The organism is Dactylosporangium sp. CS-033363 (assembly GCF_050942475.1).
Classification (GTDB): Bacteria; Actinomycetota; Actinomycetes; order Mycobacteriales; family Micromonosporaceae; genus Dactylosporangium.
In genome coordinates this window covers 21,948-36,921 of record NZ_CP192033.1, presented here as the reverse complement: position 1 = coordinate 36,921, position 14,974 = coordinate 21,948, and the positions used below count along the sequence as shown (strand labels likewise).

Annotated in this window: 16 protein-coding genes; all 16 read right to left on the bottom strand. The window is 72.4% G+C overall.

Features of this window, described 5'->3' with window-relative positions; translation table 11 throughout:
• Positions 1–396 precede the first annotated feature (396 nt).
• Positions 397–2,286 carry an FtsK/SpoIIIE domain-containing protein gene (locus ACQPZ4_RS51360; RefSeq protein WP_433067528.1) on the bottom strand — a complete coding sequence of 630 codons (1,890 nt, stop codon included), beginning with the start codon at positions 2,284–2,286 and terminating at the stop codon, positions 397–399.
• Between the two features lie 101 nt (positions 2,287–2,387).
• Positions 2,388–4,094 (bottom strand): hypothetical protein, encoded by a 1,707-nt coding sequence (locus ACQPZ4_RS51355; RefSeq protein ID WP_433067526.1) that lies wholly within the window; start codon positions 4,092–4,094, stop codon positions 2,388–2,390.
• Complete coding sequence (locus ACQPZ4_RS51350; protein ID WP_433067523.1) at positions 4,091–4,609, bottom strand: hypothetical protein; 519 nt, start codon at positions 4,607–4,609, stop codon at positions 4,091–4,093. Before ACQPZ4_RS51350 ends, ACQPZ4_RS51355 begins: the two co-directional genes overlap by 4 nt.
• Positions 4,609–5,481, bottom strand: coding sequence for a ParA family protein (locus ACQPZ4_RS51345; protein ID WP_433067521.1), 873 nt, complete (start codon positions 5,479–5,481; stop codon positions 4,609–4,611). The genes ACQPZ4_RS51350 and ACQPZ4_RS51345 overlap by 1 nt, the downstream gene beginning before the upstream one ends.
• Before the next feature lie 48 nt (positions 5,482–5,529).
• A complete protein-coding gene (locus ACQPZ4_RS51340; RefSeq protein WP_433067519.1) occupies positions 5,530–5,793 on the bottom strand; it encodes a hypothetical protein in 264 nt (87 codons plus the stop codon).
• A 390-nt stretch (positions 5,794–6,183) separates the two neighbouring features.
• The gene (locus tag ACQPZ4_RS51335) at positions 6,184–6,477 is read right to left on the bottom strand and encodes a hypothetical protein (protein WP_433067517.1); all 294 of its coding nucleotides are present in this window, start codon (positions 6,475–6,477) and stop codon (positions 6,184–6,186) included.
• Between the two features lie 65 nt (positions 6,478–6,542).
• Positions 6,543–7,037, bottom strand: coding sequence for a hypothetical protein (locus ACQPZ4_RS51330; protein ID WP_433067514.1), 495 nt, complete (start codon positions 7,035–7,037; stop codon positions 6,543–6,545).
• Positions 7,038–7,074: 37 nt separating this feature from the next.
• Positions 7,075–7,620, bottom strand: coding sequence for a hypothetical protein (locus ACQPZ4_RS51325; protein ID WP_433067511.1), 546 nt, complete (start codon positions 7,618–7,620; stop codon positions 7,075–7,077).
• On the bottom strand, positions 7,620–7,910 hold the full coding sequence (locus ACQPZ4_RS51320) for a hypothetical protein (protein WP_433067508.1): 291 nt from the start codon (positions 7,908–7,910) through the stop codon (positions 7,620–7,622). The genes ACQPZ4_RS51325 and ACQPZ4_RS51320 overlap by 1 nt, the downstream gene beginning before the upstream one ends.
• Positions 7,907–8,713 carry a hypothetical protein gene (locus tag ACQPZ4_RS51315; protein WP_433067506.1) on the bottom strand — a complete coding sequence of 269 codons (807 nt, stop codon included), beginning with the start codon at positions 8,711–8,713 and terminating at the stop codon, positions 7,907–7,909. Before ACQPZ4_RS51315 ends, ACQPZ4_RS51320 begins: the two co-directional genes overlap by 4 nt.
• The gene (locus ACQPZ4_RS51310; RefSeq protein ID WP_433067503.1) at positions 8,710–9,786 is read right to left on the bottom strand and encodes a hypothetical protein; all 1,077 of its coding nucleotides are present in this window, start codon (positions 9,784–9,786) and stop codon (positions 8,710–8,712) included. Before ACQPZ4_RS51310 ends, ACQPZ4_RS51315 begins: the two co-directional genes overlap by 4 nt.
• 512 nt (positions 9,787–10,298) lie before the next feature.
• On the bottom strand, positions 10,299–10,601 hold the full coding sequence (locus ACQPZ4_RS51305) for a hypothetical protein (protein WP_433067500.1): 303 nt from the start codon (positions 10,599–10,601) through the stop codon (positions 10,299–10,301).
• Entirely contained in the window at positions 10,598–11,719 is a 1,122-nt protein-coding gene (locus tag ACQPZ4_RS51300; protein ID WP_433067497.1) for an AAA family ATPase, read from the bottom strand. The genes ACQPZ4_RS51305 and ACQPZ4_RS51300 overlap by 4 nt, the downstream gene beginning before the upstream one ends.
• The gene (locus ACQPZ4_RS51295) at positions 11,719–12,627 is read right to left on the bottom strand and encodes a YqaJ viral recombinase family protein (protein WP_433067494.1); all 909 of its coding nucleotides are present in this window, start codon (positions 12,625–12,627) and stop codon (positions 11,719–11,721) included. The genes ACQPZ4_RS51300 and ACQPZ4_RS51295 overlap by 1 nt, the downstream gene beginning before the upstream one ends.
• Positions 12,628–12,839: 212 nt before the next feature.
• Positions 12,840–13,463, bottom strand: coding sequence for a hypothetical protein (locus ACQPZ4_RS51290; RefSeq protein WP_433067492.1), 624 nt, complete (start codon positions 13,461–13,463; stop codon positions 12,840–12,842).
• 246 nt (positions 13,464–13,709) lie between these two features.
• A complete protein-coding gene (locus ACQPZ4_RS51285; RefSeq protein WP_433067489.1) occupies positions 13,710–14,804 on the bottom strand; it encodes a hypothetical protein in 1,095 nt (364 codons plus the stop codon).
• Positions 14,805–14,974 lie beyond the last annotated feature (170 nt).

Genomic DNA, 14,974 nt, shown 5'->3' with positions numbered 1-14,974 from the left:
GTGAGGCGACCGCGGCCCGCCCCGCACGTGGCGGCCGCGCGGCGGGTCGCCGCCGCCGGCGGCCGGCTGCGCCGCTCGAGGCCGTCCGCGCGCGCGACCGGCCGATCTTGGGGATGGTGATCTTGCGTGTCGTGTGGATCTTGCATCTCGGCTCCATTTCGGCCGTCCGGCCCCGGCCGGAACATCCGCGCTGGTGATCGTTGATCTCGTAGCGGGCACCCCCGGCGAAGGCCTCCCGCAGACCGCGTTTCCACGGCCTCGAGGCGGCTCCGCCCACACCCGCACCGAACCCCGCTGCAACCGCTGCACCGCAGCTCAGAACCCGCTCAGCAGCCCGCTACGCCCCGCTGCAGTAGCGGGGGCGGGTGCTGCCACCAAGCGGCCCCGGGCGGGGCTCTAGCGGGGCTGTAGCAGCGTCTGTAGCGCCGCCTCGACCGCGGCCCGCCGGTACCCCCGGGGGTTGCTCTCGCCCTCGCCGGCGTGTGCCCGGCCCAGCTGCACCGGCCGGATGCCGTACGGACGCAGCTCGGCCGACAGCCTCGTCGCGTCCCACCCGGCCCGGCCCGGGTCCGCGACCTGCAGCGCGGCGAGGAGGTCCTGCGTCCGCAGCGCGTCCGCGCCGGCGAACGCCGCGAGGGCCTCGGCCAGCAGGGGCGGGGCTGAGGCGACCCGGTCGCCTCGCCGGGGCAGGGTGCCCGCCTCAGCCCGCAGCTGCACGGCGAGCGCGGCCGCGCGCTCGAGGTCGGCCCGGTCGACCTGGTGGAACCGGAAGCTGATCGGGCCGTCGCCGGCACCGACCATGACCGCGGCGCCGGGCATGTCCGCCGGGAGCTCCTCGGCTCTCGCCCCACGCCCGCGCGCGCCCGCCCCGAGGACCGCCTCGGAGTGGTACATGTCCGCGCACCGCAGCGCCATCCGCACCGGGAACAGGGCCTTGAGGCTGTTCGGCAGGACGTCGGCGTCCGGGTAGTGGGTCGCCCCGACGAGGAGCACCCCGGCGGTCGGGGCGAGCGCGAGGATGCCGGACAGGAGCCGCTCGACGTCGCGGCGCATCGCCTCGGGCAGGTCCCGGTACACCAGCCGCAGCTCGTCGATGACGAGCAGGACCGCGCCGAGGTCCGGGTGGACGGCGGCCAGGTCCTCGTCGACGCGGTCGACGCCGAGTTCGCCGAGGCGGACCATCCGCCGCTCGCACTCGTCGAGGACCCACTGCAACGCGCTGTGGATGGTCTGCAGGTCAGCGCGGTACCCGACGCGCTCACACAGGTGCTGGTACGCCTGGGAGTTGAGCCCGCGGGGGCCCTTCCCGTCGATCACGACGACCTTCGCGGTCACGTCGAGCAGGTGCGGCAGCACGAACCCGGCGATCGCCGTGGACTTCCCGACCTGCTGCAGCCCGCCGAGGAACACCGCGGTCGCGCGGCCGACGAGCTCGACGCCGCGGCCGTGCGGGTCCTGGCCGAGCGCGATCGGCGCCCACGCCGACGCCGCACGCGGGCGGGCGCCGAGCGGGTGCCGGACGGGCCCGCCGGTGTACAGCGGCTTGTCGAGAACCCGCAGGTCAGCGAGCCGCTCGTTGGCGTCGACACCGGCCGGCCACACCTGGCCGTAGGAGACGCCGAGGGCTGAGGCGAGCGCGCGGCGGGCCGCCGGCGCGATGAGCTGCTGGGCGGAGAGCCCGGCGGGGAGCAGGATGCGGCACACCCAGCCGTCACCGTCGCGCTGCACGGGCGTGCGCAGCTCCAGGTCGTCGACGTCGCGGACCTTCAGCGCGGTGGCCACCGCCTCGAGGACGCCGGCCTCCGAGGTGGTGATGGTCGCGGCCACCCGGGGCGGGTCGCCGAGGATCTGCCGCTCCCGTGCCCCGACCCCGAACAGCACGACGCCGAGGCCGGCGGGCACCGCCCAGCGCAGCCACGGCCACTTCAGCTGCAGCAGGATGAACAGGCCGCAGATGATGATCAGCGACAGCCAGACCTTGACGCGGCGGCCGCGGCGGCGGGCCTCGTAGACGAGCGGGTGCTGGTCGCGGAGGTGCGCGAGGTCGTCGCCCCGGCCGTACCGCCAGAGGCTGGCCACCATCTCGCCGAAGCCTCGCAGCACGGCGCAGAACGCCCGCCACAGGGTGACGGGGCCCAGCAGCCACACGGCGAGCTGCACGGCGGCGTCGAGGGCTTGGCCGGCGCGCCAGCGCAGGACGGTGGCCAGTGACGCGTGACGCTGCACGCGGGCGGTCACCTGAGGCGAAACCGGGTCGACCCGTGGGTCGGCGCGGCCATCAGCCATGATGGGTGTTCCTTCCTTCGGGAGGGAGAAGCCAGGGGGCGGAACAGGTTTCTCAGGCCAACGGGCCGCCCCCTGGCGGCTTATGCAGTTGTTTGTGCAGGTCAGGCGCCCCGGCGGGCGCTTTCTTCGTCTTCGTCGTCGTCGTGGCGCCGCGGGGATTTCGGCGGCGGCGGGTTCTGCTGCACGAGCGGCCATTCGGCGGTGTCGCCCGGACGGCGGTAGCTCGCGGCGATCGCCTCAGCGCGGCGCGTGTTCACCGGCTGGCCGAGGATCTGCATCAGCGTCTTGACCCGGTACGGGGTGACGGCGCCGCTGTTCTCCACCTGCCAGGCCCGGATCGCGGCGTGCAGCGGCGTGTCCAGGTCCGGCTCAACGTCCGGCTCAACGTCCGGCTCAACGTCGGGCTCAACGTCCGGCTGGGGCTCCGGCGGCAGGTCGTCGACGGCCGGTTCGGGGACGGAGAGGCGATCCTCGGTCGCCTCAGGGTCCACGCTGGGGCGATCCTCGGTCGCCTCAACCTGCTGGGTGGGGCGAACGGGGGTCGCCTCACTGAACGGGTCGCCGTGGTCGTGGACGACCTCGAGGTGCCGGCGCGGGTGCGTGATCCGGCCGACCCGCGCTCGGAACGCGGCAGCGTCCCGGTCGTCGAAGGGCCGGACGATCGGCTCGTTGGGCGCCGTCGCCTCGCTGCTGACCTGCGGATTGTGGGGCGGCTCGTGCCACGGCGGGGTCGGCGGGTTCTCCGGCAGCGGAGGCGGCGGCGTCTCGTACCAGAGCTGGGCCGGCGGGTTCGGCGGTACCGGTGGTGGCGGGCCGACGGCCTGCCGTCCCTGGGAAACGCCCTCGGCCGGCCGCGACCAGTGCCGCTCCACCGGGGCGGGGCGATCCGGGTTCGCCTCAACCGCTGGGGTGGGGCGACCCGCGATCGCCTCAATCGCCGGGGTGGGGCGATCCGGGTTCGCCTCAGCCGGCGGGGTGGGGCGGCCTACGGTCGCCTCGGCGTTCACCGTGGGGCGGTCGGCGGCCGCCCCGGCGAGGCGGGCCGGGGCGAGGTCCGCGGCGATCAGGCCGGTGAGGCCGTCGTAGTCGGCTCCGTCGGCGAGGCGGACCGCGACCTCGTCGAGGTCGTAGACGGCTACGGCGATGTCGGCGGTGGCCGGGTCGACGGCGGAACGGATCTTGCGGTGCAGGACCTTCGCGATCGCGGCGGTCCGTTGCTCCTTGCGTTTCTCGGCGCGGGCGGCGGCAATCGAGCCGTACAGGCCGAGCGCCTCGTCCATCTTCGCGAGGTTCTTCGCGCGGAGCGTCAGCCACGGGTGCCGGGCCCAGTGCCCGACCATCTCATACGCGGGGGTGGTCGGGGGCAGGTCGCCTTTGGCGCGGAGCCGGTCGCGGCGCTGGTTCTCGGTGTGCATCAGCCACACGAGGTAGCCGAGCGCGGACATGCCGGCGAAGAACCCGGCGAGGAGCTTGTTGTCGTGCGCCATCCAGTTGAACGCCACGGCGAACGCGGCGATCGCGGCGGACAGGATGCGGGAGGCGGTCGCTTTCTCGCCGAGCCGCCGGCGGACGTCGGCGTTGGCGAGCACGACGATGCCGCCCAGCTCGAGCGCGCCGACGGCGGGGATTGCCCAGATCAAGGGGATGCCGAGCGCTTCGATGGCGCCGGACACCTGCCCGGCCAGCGCAACGAGCAGCACGACGAAGTAGAACAGCTGCCGCATGTACGAGGTGCGCTTCACGGTCTTCTGCAGGTCGGCGTCGAGTTCGGTGATGCCGCCGATTGCGCTGGCCGGGCTGGAGATCATCGCGAACTGTCTCCTGAGGGTCGGGGCCGTTCACGGCCGTATCGCTCGAGGTAGGCGCGGTCGAGCAGCGCCGGGGGGAGGATGCCGCGCAGGGCGTCGCTGACGACGTTCTGCTGCCGGGTCCGCCGGTTGATCCGGACGAACGCGTCGAGCGCGTCGAGGACGTAGCGGGGCACCCTGGTGGAGAGGTTGCCGAGGTCGAGCTCCGGGTCGATCCCGCCGCCCAGCATCGTGGCGAGCGGGTCTTCGATCATTCGCCGGCCGTCGTCCTCGTCGGGTTGGCGGATGGTCGGCGACCGGCGTGCGATGGTGGCCCGGACCGGTGGGGCAGCAGCTTCCACGGATGGCTGCTGCACCACTGGCGGGGCGGGCGGGGCCGGCGCCGAGGCCGGGGCCGGTTCGGCCGCGGTGCTGGGTTCGTCGTCGTCGTCGCGCCGCTGGGGCGTGTTCGGCGGCGGCGGCGGCGCCTTGATCATCTCGTCGTCGACGACGGGCCTGCGCTTGATCGGTGGCATCAGATCCCCGCCTTCACGAGCTCGGCCGCATGCGCCCGGTAGATCTTCATCACGGTGGCCCGGGTCTGGGCGTGGACGATCTGCGACGGCGGGAGCGCGGCCGACATCGCGGAGCCCCACGCCGGCCGGTGCCGCATGGTGAGCCACTGGGGTATGGGTTGCCGGGTGAAGGGGTCGATGAAGCTGGTCAGCGGCTCGTCGTCGTTCTCGTTGCCGTAGGCGCGGTGGTCGCCGGAGCCGTCGGAGTTGTTGACGGTCCAGCCGACGAACTTCACCGGGTCTGCGCGTTCGGGCAGTTCCTCGTTGGCGTCGCCGGCGATGTAGCTGACGACGCGCATCGCGCCCTTGATGCCGTCGACGTCGGGGATGACCACCAGGACAACCCAGTCTGTGGCGGTGAGCGCCATCTGGTAGAGGTGACCGCCGGACGAGCCCGTGTTGATGATCACCATGTGGTACTTGGAGTCGTCGAACCTGCGCAGGGCCCGTTTGAGGCGGGTCACCGCGCCGGGCACGTGTGATTCCATGCCGCGGAGTTCCAGGTCCTGCTGTGTCAGTGACGGGACGATGTCGATGAACTGGGCTGTCGGGTCGTCCCAGCCGCAGGGCACGATGATGTCCGCGAGGCCGACGGCGTTGTCGCCCTTGTTCTGCGGGTCGAGGACCCCGGCGATGCCGGGGTTCCCTGCGGCGAGGAGCTGGGCTTTCGTTTCGGCGGTGACGCCCAGGCGGCGGTCACCGTCGCCTTGTGGGTCCATTTCGACGTACAGGACCCTGCGACCGGTCTCTGCGACTGCCCAGGTGATGCCTACGGCGGTCGTCGTTCGACCTACGCCGCCTTTGTTGTTGGCGGGTAGCAGGCGATATGCCACGGAGGGCTGCTCCTTTCTTGGTCGTCGGGTCGGGTGGACATAGGGAACTCAGGACGCCGCTCTGTCCGGCTGCTGCTGCAGCTGGGTGATGAGCGGGCGTAACGCCACGCAGTACGCGGCGCGTGCGGCCAGGCGTAGCAGCTCGGCGGCTTCCTCGGCGGCGGGCTGGCCGTGCTGCTCGTGGTCGAGCGCACCGGCGTGCTCGGCGAGGTGCCAGGCTGCGGTCATGGCTGCGGACATGTCGGCTTCGGGGACGCCGGGCAGGCCGAGGTGGCTGCAGGTCGCCGTGTCGGCGAGGCGGGCAGCGAGCACGGCGCATCGCACGCAGAGTGGCCCGCGTGCGGGTGGGCATTGTCCGCGGCTGCCGATCGTGATGCACGGCGTGTGTGCACCGCGTGCGGCGATCAGGTCTGCTGCGGCGCTGAGAAGCCCGGCGGCTCGGTAGATGGTGGGCAGGGTGGCAGGTTGTTCCGCTGTGCGGTCCACAGTCGGCCTTTCGGAGGAGGATGCACGCCCGAGCGCCTCCAACCGCGCAAGGGTGTGACAGGGCGTCACAGTACGCGGCTTGGCCTGCGCACACAACGACGTGGCGGGCGTGTCGCGCCTATGTGTCTGTTTCTGCATGCATGCTTGCATGCAGGAATGGACATAACGGACAAGGCTGTGACGCCGGCCCGGGATAGAGCCGACACCACGCCACGGTCACCCCGCAATCGCCCCGCGGGGTGAATGGGTGGTGCACCGGTCGTCGCCGCGGCCGGTGCTGGTCCAGCCGCGCTCGAGCGCGTACCGGCGGGTCACCCGGACCGGGCCGACGGAGGAGAACACCCGGCCGCAGCCGGGGGAGTCGCAGCCGATCCACGACCAGGGGCCGAGAGCGGCGACGACGGCGACACCGACGGGAAGGAGCGCCACCGCGCCGACCGGGCCCAGCACGAGCGCGCCGACGCCGGCGACCCCGGCAACGGTGACGAGCTGGAAGCCGCGGCGGACCATGGCGAGCTCCTCCAGGGGTGAGGCGGGCGCGGGCCGGCGCCCGGCCGCCTCACGGTAGCGGGTCGTTACACGCTCGAGGGCGTGTCGGCAGCGTGCTGGGCGGGCCGGTCGGGCAGCCGCTGGAACCGGCGGCCGGCGGCGAACGCCGGCAGGGACGCCAGCAGCAGCATGGTGTCGCCGTAGCCGCCAGCGGCGTCGTCGAGGCCGAGGACGTCGGCCAGGGCGAGGAGCCCGAGGCCGAGGAGGACGAACCCGGCGGCGTACGCGGCGATCGCCCGGCGGCGCAGCGCCTCCCGGACGGCGAACCGGCGCCGGGCCGTCGACCGTACCCGGTCCGAGAGCGTCTCGCCGGCGCCGGCGAGCGCGCGGGCGACCCGCTCCACTCCCTCGAGCGGCTTCGCCGGTACGCCTGGTGCCGGGGGTCTCCTCCGGCCGAACACCGCGGCCGTAGCCATGACGCGGGTCGGGCCGTCGAGATGGACGGGACCGGCGCCGGCGGCGAACGGCCGTCGCGGAACGCTGCGCACGGACGGGTCGTACAAGGTGCTGGCGATCGTCACGGTTGCCCCTTTCCGATGATCGTTCTGGCCGACCCAATCACGCCGCTCGTCGGCGTGCGCTCCGCCGACCGGCCGGGCTCGCTCCGCACTCGTCGCAGAACGGTCGGGTATTCGGAGGGTGTGTGACGGTGCGTCCGCACCCGCCGTGGCAGGTGGATTCGGTGCCGAGCGCCTCGACGGTGAGCCCACGCTCGACGAGCGCGGCGATCGCCAGCACGGCCGGGGGCTCCAGCTGGAAGCCCTGATCGAGCATCCCCGCGAGCGTCTTCACCATTGCCTGGGTCGGCTTGGTGCCGTGAAGCGTCCGCTCCGGCTGCGGCGCGACGGCCTCGAGGCGCCGCGGCGGCGGGGCCGCCCGGGCCGCGTCCTCGCAGCGGTGCTCAACGAGCCGGGCCTGTGTGCGGGGGATCGTCTCGCCGGGCTGGACATGGCGGGCACGGAGCCGGCCGTTCTGCCGGCCGATGACGACGTCGCCGTGCGGATCCTGGCCGGGCTCGACGACGATCGGCCGGCCGCCGGTGTCGGCGTGCTGCACCAGGGTGCGGCAGTCGGGGCAGTGCAGCGGCGGGGACAGGACGCCCATCAGCGGCCGTCCCTCGGGCACTCGTGCAGCTGCAGCACCAGTTCGCCCGCGGCGAGCTCGCGGTCGCCGAGCTGGTCGGCGTGCGCGGTCCGGCCCGGCTGCATGACGAGGACGTACGCGCGGCCGGCCGGGACGGTCTTGGGCTGGCGTGGGGTGGCGTCGAATTTCAGCCGCTTCTCGGTGCCCAGCTGCGGCAGGAAGACGACGGCGCGCCGGTCGTAGCAGGTCAGGCACCGGTGGATGGGGCCGCCGCGGCGGGCCCGCTGGCGCGGGATCCGGGGATCCGTCATCGGGTACCGCCGCCAGCGAGGTACGGGCGGGTGACGTCGACGGCGGCCGCGAGGCCCGGGTCGGTGTCGGCCCAGCCGGGCGCGAGGTCGTCGAGCGCCTCGAGGGCGAGCCGCAGCACGATCGGCAGGGACTCGGGGGCGGGGCGGCCGGCGCGGATGCGGGCGACCTGGTCGGCGAGGTTGTCGAGGTCGTACCGCAGCCCGTCGACGTCGCTGTCGGGCCCGCCGGCGACGGCCTTGAGGAGCGTGGTGCGGTGCTGCAGCAGCTCGCGGGCGAACGCGGCGAGCAGGTCGGCGCGGTTGCGCAGGCCTGCGGCGTGGTCGCTGACGGCCTGCCTGGCCACGCTGGCCGAGTGCCGGTCGCGGGGCAGCCCGTCGACGGCGGCTTGGAGCCGGAATCGCAGCTCGGAGACGCCCTGTTTGGTGGTGACGCCGACGACCGGGGCGATCTCGGCGAGGCGGAGGTTCCCGGCGTCGGTGATCATGTCGAGCAGGGCCAGGCGGGCGCTGTCGACGGCGGCGTCGAGGTAGTCGGCGATCGCCCACGCGTCGCGGAAGTCGTCGGCGAGGGCCTCGCGGACCATGCTCCGGACCTGCTCAGGGGTGGTTCCCGGCGGGATCCACGGATCCAGGTGCCGGTACCGGCAGACGTGCTCGAGCACGCCGAGGAGGTCTTCGGGGAGCCGCTCGAGGTGCGGGTCGCGCATGCGCCGGCGGCGGGCGATGATCCGGGCGGCGGCCGCCTCGGCGTCGCCGCGGGCCGGCCGGGGGTGGCCGTCCACGGTTCCGTGTACGGCGCTCATGACGCCCACCGCGGCGCGTCGTAGGCGTAGCCCAGCGCGTTGCCGAGCCAGACGCGGGGCCGGCCGGGGTTGCACGCCGGGCAGGGCGCATCGAGGATGCGGCCGGTGGTGTCGTCCCAGGCCAGGCGCTTGCGGGAGTCGCTGCAGCGGCCGCACCACTCCGGGAGGATGCCCAGCGGAGTCACGGTCAGCAGGCGGCCGTCGGAGTCGCGGGCAGGCGGCGGCGGCGCCTGGTTTGCCGCGTGTGCGTGCGCCGGAGGCGCGAAAGCACGCGCACGCGGAGGGGTCTTATCGTTCGGATCCTGATAGGGCGGATCCCCTATGGACATGCCCGCAGGAGCAGACCCTGACATGCCCTCAGGAGCAGGGGGTGACATGTCCGCAAGAGCACAGGTGCCATCGAGTGTCTTCAGTGTCCACAGGCGACTGTCCACAGATCTGTCCACAGTCTGTCCACAGGCGACGGTCAGCGTGCGAACGGCGTCGTCGAGCCCGGCTGCGGTGACCGCGACGACGGGCGAGACGACGGGTGCGTGCCCGGCGCGTTCGGCGACGGCGACCAGGCCGGCGGCGACGAGCTCGTTGCGGCGCTTGGTGATGGTGGCTGGGCGGACGCCGAGCAGCTGGCCGAGTTCGGCGCCGGAGAGCTTCACGGTGCCGTACGCGGCGTGCCGCTTGTGCAGGTACAGGGCGTAGAGCCGCCACGCGCCGTGGGAGACGAGCGGGCCCGCCTCGTCGCTGCCGAGGGACGCCTCCGGCACCTCGACGTACGGGACGCCGTGGACGGCCCAGCGCAGACCGCTGCGCTTCGCGCCGCGCGCCCTCGAGGTGACCCAGGCCGGCGCGTCAGGGACGGTCATCTTGTCGCTGGTGTGCGGCCGGGTGAGCCGGCCGAGGCTCTTGCTGATCCCGGCGAGGGACACGTCGAGCCGGGCCGCCATGCGCTTGCAGCGCATCGTGACGGGCGCGCCGGCCACGCCGGTCCGCTCCCTCGAGCCGAGCACGTCGATGAGGGCCCAGAGCGCGATGTCGAGGTCGGAGTGGTGGGGGGACAGGAGCAGGTGCACAGGCACGCGGAAACGACGGCCTGTGACACACGCGACATTCCCTGCCGCGTTTGTCATATGGAGTCCTATTCCACCCCGGCATGCCCGTATTTCACGCGTAAAAAGGCAGGCAGGCAGCACTTTCTACCGGTGCGGCGCCCCACCGCATCGGCTATGCTGTCTGTTGCCCCGCGCTAGTACGAGATGCGGGGGTTGGGTGAAGTGGATCGGTTGTCACTGCTGGCGAAAATGATCAAGTAGCGGGCCCGTCGTACCAGGCCAGGCCCGTGAAGGGGACTTCACCTCCAACCCCAAACGCACGCTCGAACACACACTGGCGCACAGTCGGCCCCTCACCTTTCCCGGCGGTTTGGTGAGGGGCCGAAGTGTTTCCAGGCTTCGGCTCGAGCAAGAGGATCATGATCGTAAGCCCGCGCGGCGAGCCGTCGATGGCGGCGCGGCCGCCCGGGCGCACGCCACCCGCCGACCGGACGAACCGGTCGGCAGCAGCGGCGGCACCCAGGCGGACGCGCACGACGTCAGGGCTCTTGTCGCGGGCGAGTGGTGTCCGTGGACGTGAGCTCACGCCAGACGCCGTCACGGCGCGGCGTGAACTCGTTCAGCAGCTCGGTGGCGCGAGAACCCGGGATCGCCATGGCGGCGCGCATCGCCGCGCCCCGCAACGCCGAAGCCGTCTCCGCGAGCACCTCGTCGGGGTGCCCATCGACCGCGAAACCGGCCTCGGACATGGCTTCGCGGGCCTCGCTCAGGGCGGCGGCCGCGGTGACGAGCTTCCGAGCCATGTCGGCGAGCTGGTCCGGGTCTTCAGTTCTCACGCTCACGCTGCCGCCCCTTCCGTCGGCTGAACCACGCTCGGGGGGACCCGGCCCGGCGCTTCGCTCGCACCATCCGGGACCGCTACCGTAGCCGGTCCGTCGACGTCTTCGTGGTCCTGGTCGTCGGTGTCGAGGACCGGGTCGTACGTGCGCAGCACCTGAGCCTTGGTGTGGTCGAACCGCATCAGCTTGAAGATCAGCCACTCCAGGGAGAACGCCTCGGCCGGCAGCGCGGGCCGCTTGCCCCGCTTGCGGCCGTCGAAGATGAACGGCTGCCCCTCCTCACCGGAAGCGCCGGGCACGATCCCGCCGACCGGCAGCCGCACCCCGAGAATCGTCGGGTACCCGGCCCGCTCGAGGCGCACGTACGCCTGCGACTCGAACCCGAGGTCCTTCTGCCCCTCGTGCGTCCACACCCGCGGCGCGCCGGCCTTCGGCTGGCCGGTTGCCGGGTTGGTGTCCGAGACCCACTTCCCGCGGGTCGTCACGACCACGATCGCCCTGGACTGCTTGAGGATCCGCATCAGCCGCCGGTGCCGCTTGTTGGCGTCGTTCCAGTACATCCGGCCGATCTCGACCTCGGCGTCGGGGTCACGCTGCAGCCTGTCGCGGTTGGCCACAGAGTTGCGGGCCCGCTTGTCGGCCCACTCGGAGAGCATCTTCCACTCCTCCGACCCCGAGTCGACCACGATCAGCGTGGGCAGGTGCCCGGCGGCGTGGTGCCGGTCGGCGAGGTCGGCGAGCGCCTGGGCGGTGTTCATGATGTCCGGCCAGGTGCCGTCGTGCGCGGCGATCTGGTAGCGGGCGCCCGGCACCGCGGCGTGCGGGTGCGGGTCGTCGCCGATCGGCAGCCAGTAGGTGTGGCCGATGAGCGGCGACGCCGACAGCTTCGCCGCCTGGGTGCTCTTGCCGGAGTACTCGTCGCCGGAGACGGCCAGCAGCGGCCACGACACGAGCCCGGTCGGCTGGACGAGCCGCAGCTGGAACTTGGGCCGCTCCTCGCGGCGCTGCGCCGGCACGGCCGGGCGGCGGCGCGCCTGATCGGCGGGCGGCTCGGCGGTCTCCATCCCCGCCCACGGGTCGTCGTTCTGGGCGGCAGGCTGGGCGACGGTAGCGGTGCTCATCAGGCTTTCACCTCGACAAATCGGCGGAACTGCTGGGGGGTACCTGCCTGGTAGACCGGCCGGCGGATGATGCTGCGCAACTCGCCGTCGACCTCGTCGACCGCGGTGTCGGCGTCCTCGAGGCCGGCCTTGAGGACGTTCTCGACGAACAGCAGGTGCTTTTCGGCGCGTTTCATCACGGACTTGAGCTGCAGCCGGATCGCCTGCAGCTTCGCCGCGCCCGGCACGACCACGCTCGGCCGCAGCACGTCCGGGTACGCCTCGTGCAGCGCGGTACGGGTCGCGTCGGACCCGTCGACGTCCGGGACCTGGTCGCCGAGGACACAGTCGTGCCACCAGGCGTCGACGTTCTGGATGATCCAGGTCATGACGTCAACCGCGTCCCCGCCGGGCACGAGCTGGCACCACCGCGGGTCGGCCAGCTGGCCGGTCGCGCTGAGCTTCCACCAGCGGAACGCCTCGTCGGTCAGGGCCGCGACGTACCAGTGCGGCAGCCCGGTGATAGCGAGCGAGTAGAGGGCCTGCGCCTGCGCGTGCAACGCCGGGAACCCTCCGTCCCACTGACCGGACCAGTCCTCACCTGCGGTTTTGACCTCCAGGCCGCCGCCGTCGGACGTGAACCGGTCAGGGTTGCACCGCAGGTGCGGTGCGTCCTCGAGGGCCCACGTGCCGGTGGCGCACAGCGCCAGGCCCGTCTCGTCGGCGAACCATTGCGCGACCGCCGCCTCCAGGCGCCGGCCCCGCTCCATCGGGTACGTGTCGACCATGTCCGGCCGGCGGCCGGTCTTCGTCAACCACAACCCGAACTCCGACTCCCACCTCGTCAGCCCGAGCACCGCAGCGACATCGGACGCGCCGATGCCCTTGCGCCGCTCCGCGACCCACCGCGCCCGGTCCGTGTGGACCACGTTCGCGGGCAGGATTTCGCGAGCCCAACGCGGTTTCGGCCACGTTGCGCTGGCTGGAGGCGGGGAACTGCTGCTACTCTCCCCAGCGAGAGGCATGGGGTGTGCTTGCATTCCCTGTTGTCCTTTCGGAGGAAACAGCCGTCTACCTGTCGGCCCGGGGCGACTCCAAAATCCTCCCCCGGCCGGGAATCTGGTAGGCGGCTTCTTTTTGCCTACGTTTCGGTGCTTCCTTCCTGGTCCGAGTCCATCGGGATCAGACCCTGCTGGCGTGCCGCGCGCCGCCACCGGTTCCCGGACGGCTCGCTGATGCCCATGTGCTCGGCCGCGGCCCGGACGGCGTCGCCCGGAGACTGGCCCAGGGCGAGCTGCCCGAGGTAGAACCCCGCGAACTTCGGCAGGCTCGCCTGCATCGCCACCGCGTTCTTGCGGTGCGCGCGGCTGTCGCCGAGCTTGGCCCCGCCCGTGTTCGGGTGCTGCTGCTTCTTGCCGTCGGCGGTCAGCCGCTCCGTCTCGAGGGCCCACTTCCGCCACATGCCGACGGTTATGACGAAAACGTTCGGGTGCGGCTCGATCGGGTCCGGGCCGTCCATGTGCGTCTTGGCCGGCGGCGTCTTGCCGGCGGCGAGCGCGGCCGCGCGTTTCGCCCGGTACGCCTCGCCCCGGAAGTTGAACCGGCGCACGCCGGCGTACGACCACATCGGCTGGCCGTACCGGTCGGTGATTTTCGCGGCTTCCACCAGGCTGACCGCCGTGTCGTCGCCGAAGAACTCCTCGAGCGACATGATCGGCTTGCTCGGTTTCTGCTCGCTCGGCTCGTCGCCAGGCGCGCGGGCCATGGGCCTTTCCTCCACTAGCGAAGTGCTCATTCTGTCCCCTCCCGGGCGGATCGAGGTCCGGCTCACCTTATTGCGGTTGCAATGGCCGTGCAACAACGTGGCGCGTTTGTATTTTTTCGGCGTGTCGCGAGGATCCGACCTGCGGAAATGCGCCGCCGGAGAAGTGGATCCCCAGGTCAGAGCCCGGGTCCGTGATGAACGCGGCGGATCACGGCCCGCCCGCACGGGGCGGGCCGTGATCACCGGTCAGTGGAACGCGGGCCCCAACGCGTCGAGCTTCGCGAGGGCGGCCGCGACGATGTCGGCGGGTTTCGCGTCGGCGGGCAGGTGCACCGGCGCGGTGTCGGCGTCCGGCTCCTCGCCGCACCACACCGACCAGCCGTCGGTGGGCTGCTCGCCGAACCCGCCGAACCCCGGAGCCCAGATCGCCGCGAGCGACTGCCGGTTCGGGATGGTGACGATCACGAACACGTTGTCGCGCTGGTTGTAGGCGGAGACGTGCAGGAACACCATCCGGGCGTGCTGCTGCAGGAGCGTGACGACGCCCGTGTACGTGGGGTGCCCGCCGTCCTGCGCGCAGCCGTGGCCCGACGCGCACATGAGCACCAGCCCGTTCGCGCCGACCGTCACGGCGAGCATGTGCTGGTCGCCGGACGGGACGGTGCCGTCCTCGGCCACGACCTGCCCGTCCGCCCTGCAGATGCTGCAGGAGCCCTCGGTGGGCCGCACGGCGGCGGTGCAGGTCTTCACGTGCTCGGCGTGCTCGTCGGCGGCGAGGTCCTGCAGGTGGCAGAAATCGCCGTACAGCTCGGTGGAGGTGATGCCGCAGGCGGCGTGCCGCCACGCGTACACGGGGCCGTTGTCAGCGTCCTGGTGCGCCTCGAACACCCCGTCGAAGCTGCCAACCACGGGAGCGTCGCCGAGAGCCTCGGCAACGTCGTTGAAGCAGGCCCGGCAGGCCAAGCCTTCGGGCTTGGGCGTGATCGTGGCGTAGCAGCAGGTCGTGATCCTCGTCGGGAGGCCGCTGCGGTTGACGACGAAGAGGAACCCCTCGGCGTCGGGCCGGATGCGGTTCCCGTGGATGTCGACCGTGCCGGGGGCTGAGCGGCGGATGTTCTCGGCGAACGCGTCACCGACGAGGATCGCGACGAGCCGCGCCCGGACCACGAACCCCTCCGAGGAGAGGTCGTAGTCGCCGCTGCCGATCCGGTGGGCGAGGCCGAGGCGGACGAGCGCCGAGGCGGTCGAGCCGTTGGTGCCGGGATCGAGCTTGCCGCCCAGGGGGTTCGCGTGCAGCAGCGCCGTCCGCATGATCGGCGAAACGTTCCGCAGGTTGGTCACGAAGGTGCTCCTTTAGGAAGTGGGGCGGTGGCGTTCGCCCTACAACGATCACTCTAGACCAATCACGACTACCATGCAACATGAGCGCTCATGGTGCATCAAGTTCTCGGCTCCGAGGGGGCGGGGCCGGTGCCGGGCCGGCGCGCTGCGCGGCCGCCGGCGCGCGCCGA

Excerpts from the sequence above, each read along its gene's own strand:
- ACQPZ4_RS51360 (WP_433067528.1), bottom strand. The coding sequence starts at position 2,286 with ATGGCTGATGGCCGCGCCGACCCACGGGTCGACCCGGTTTCGCCTCAG.
- ACQPZ4_RS51355 (WP_433067526.1), bottom strand. The coding sequence starts at position 4,094 with ATGATCTCCAGCCCGGCCAGCGCAATCGGCGGCATCACCGAACTCGAC.
- ACQPZ4_RS51350 (WP_433067523.1), bottom strand. The coding sequence starts at position 4,609 with ATGCCACCGATCAAGCGCAGGCCCGTCGTCGACGACGAGATGATCAAG.
- ACQPZ4_RS51335 (WP_433067517.1), bottom strand. The coding sequence starts at position 6,477 with ATGGTCCGCCGCGGCTTCCAGCTCGTCACCGTTGCCGGGGTCGCCGGC.
- ACQPZ4_RS51325 (WP_433067511.1), bottom strand. The coding sequence starts at position 7,620 with ATGGGCGTCCTGTCCCCGCCGCTGCACTGCCCCGACTGCCGCACCCTG.
- ACQPZ4_RS51320 (WP_433067508.1), bottom strand. The coding sequence starts at position 7,910 with ATGACGGATCCCCGGATCCCGCGCCAGCGGGCCCGCCGCGGCGGCCCC.
- ACQPZ4_RS51315 (WP_433067506.1), bottom strand. The coding sequence starts at position 8,713 with ATGAGCGCCGTACACGGAACCGTGGACGGCCACCCCCGGCCGGCCCGC.
- ACQPZ4_RS51300 (WP_433067497.1), bottom strand. The coding sequence starts at position 11,719 with ATGAGCACCGCTACCGTCGCCCAGCCTGCCGCCCAGAACGACGACCCG.
- ACQPZ4_RS51290 (WP_433067492.1), bottom strand. The coding sequence starts at position 13,463 with ATGGCCCGCGCGCCTGGCGACGAGCCGAGCGAGCAGAAACCGAGCAAG.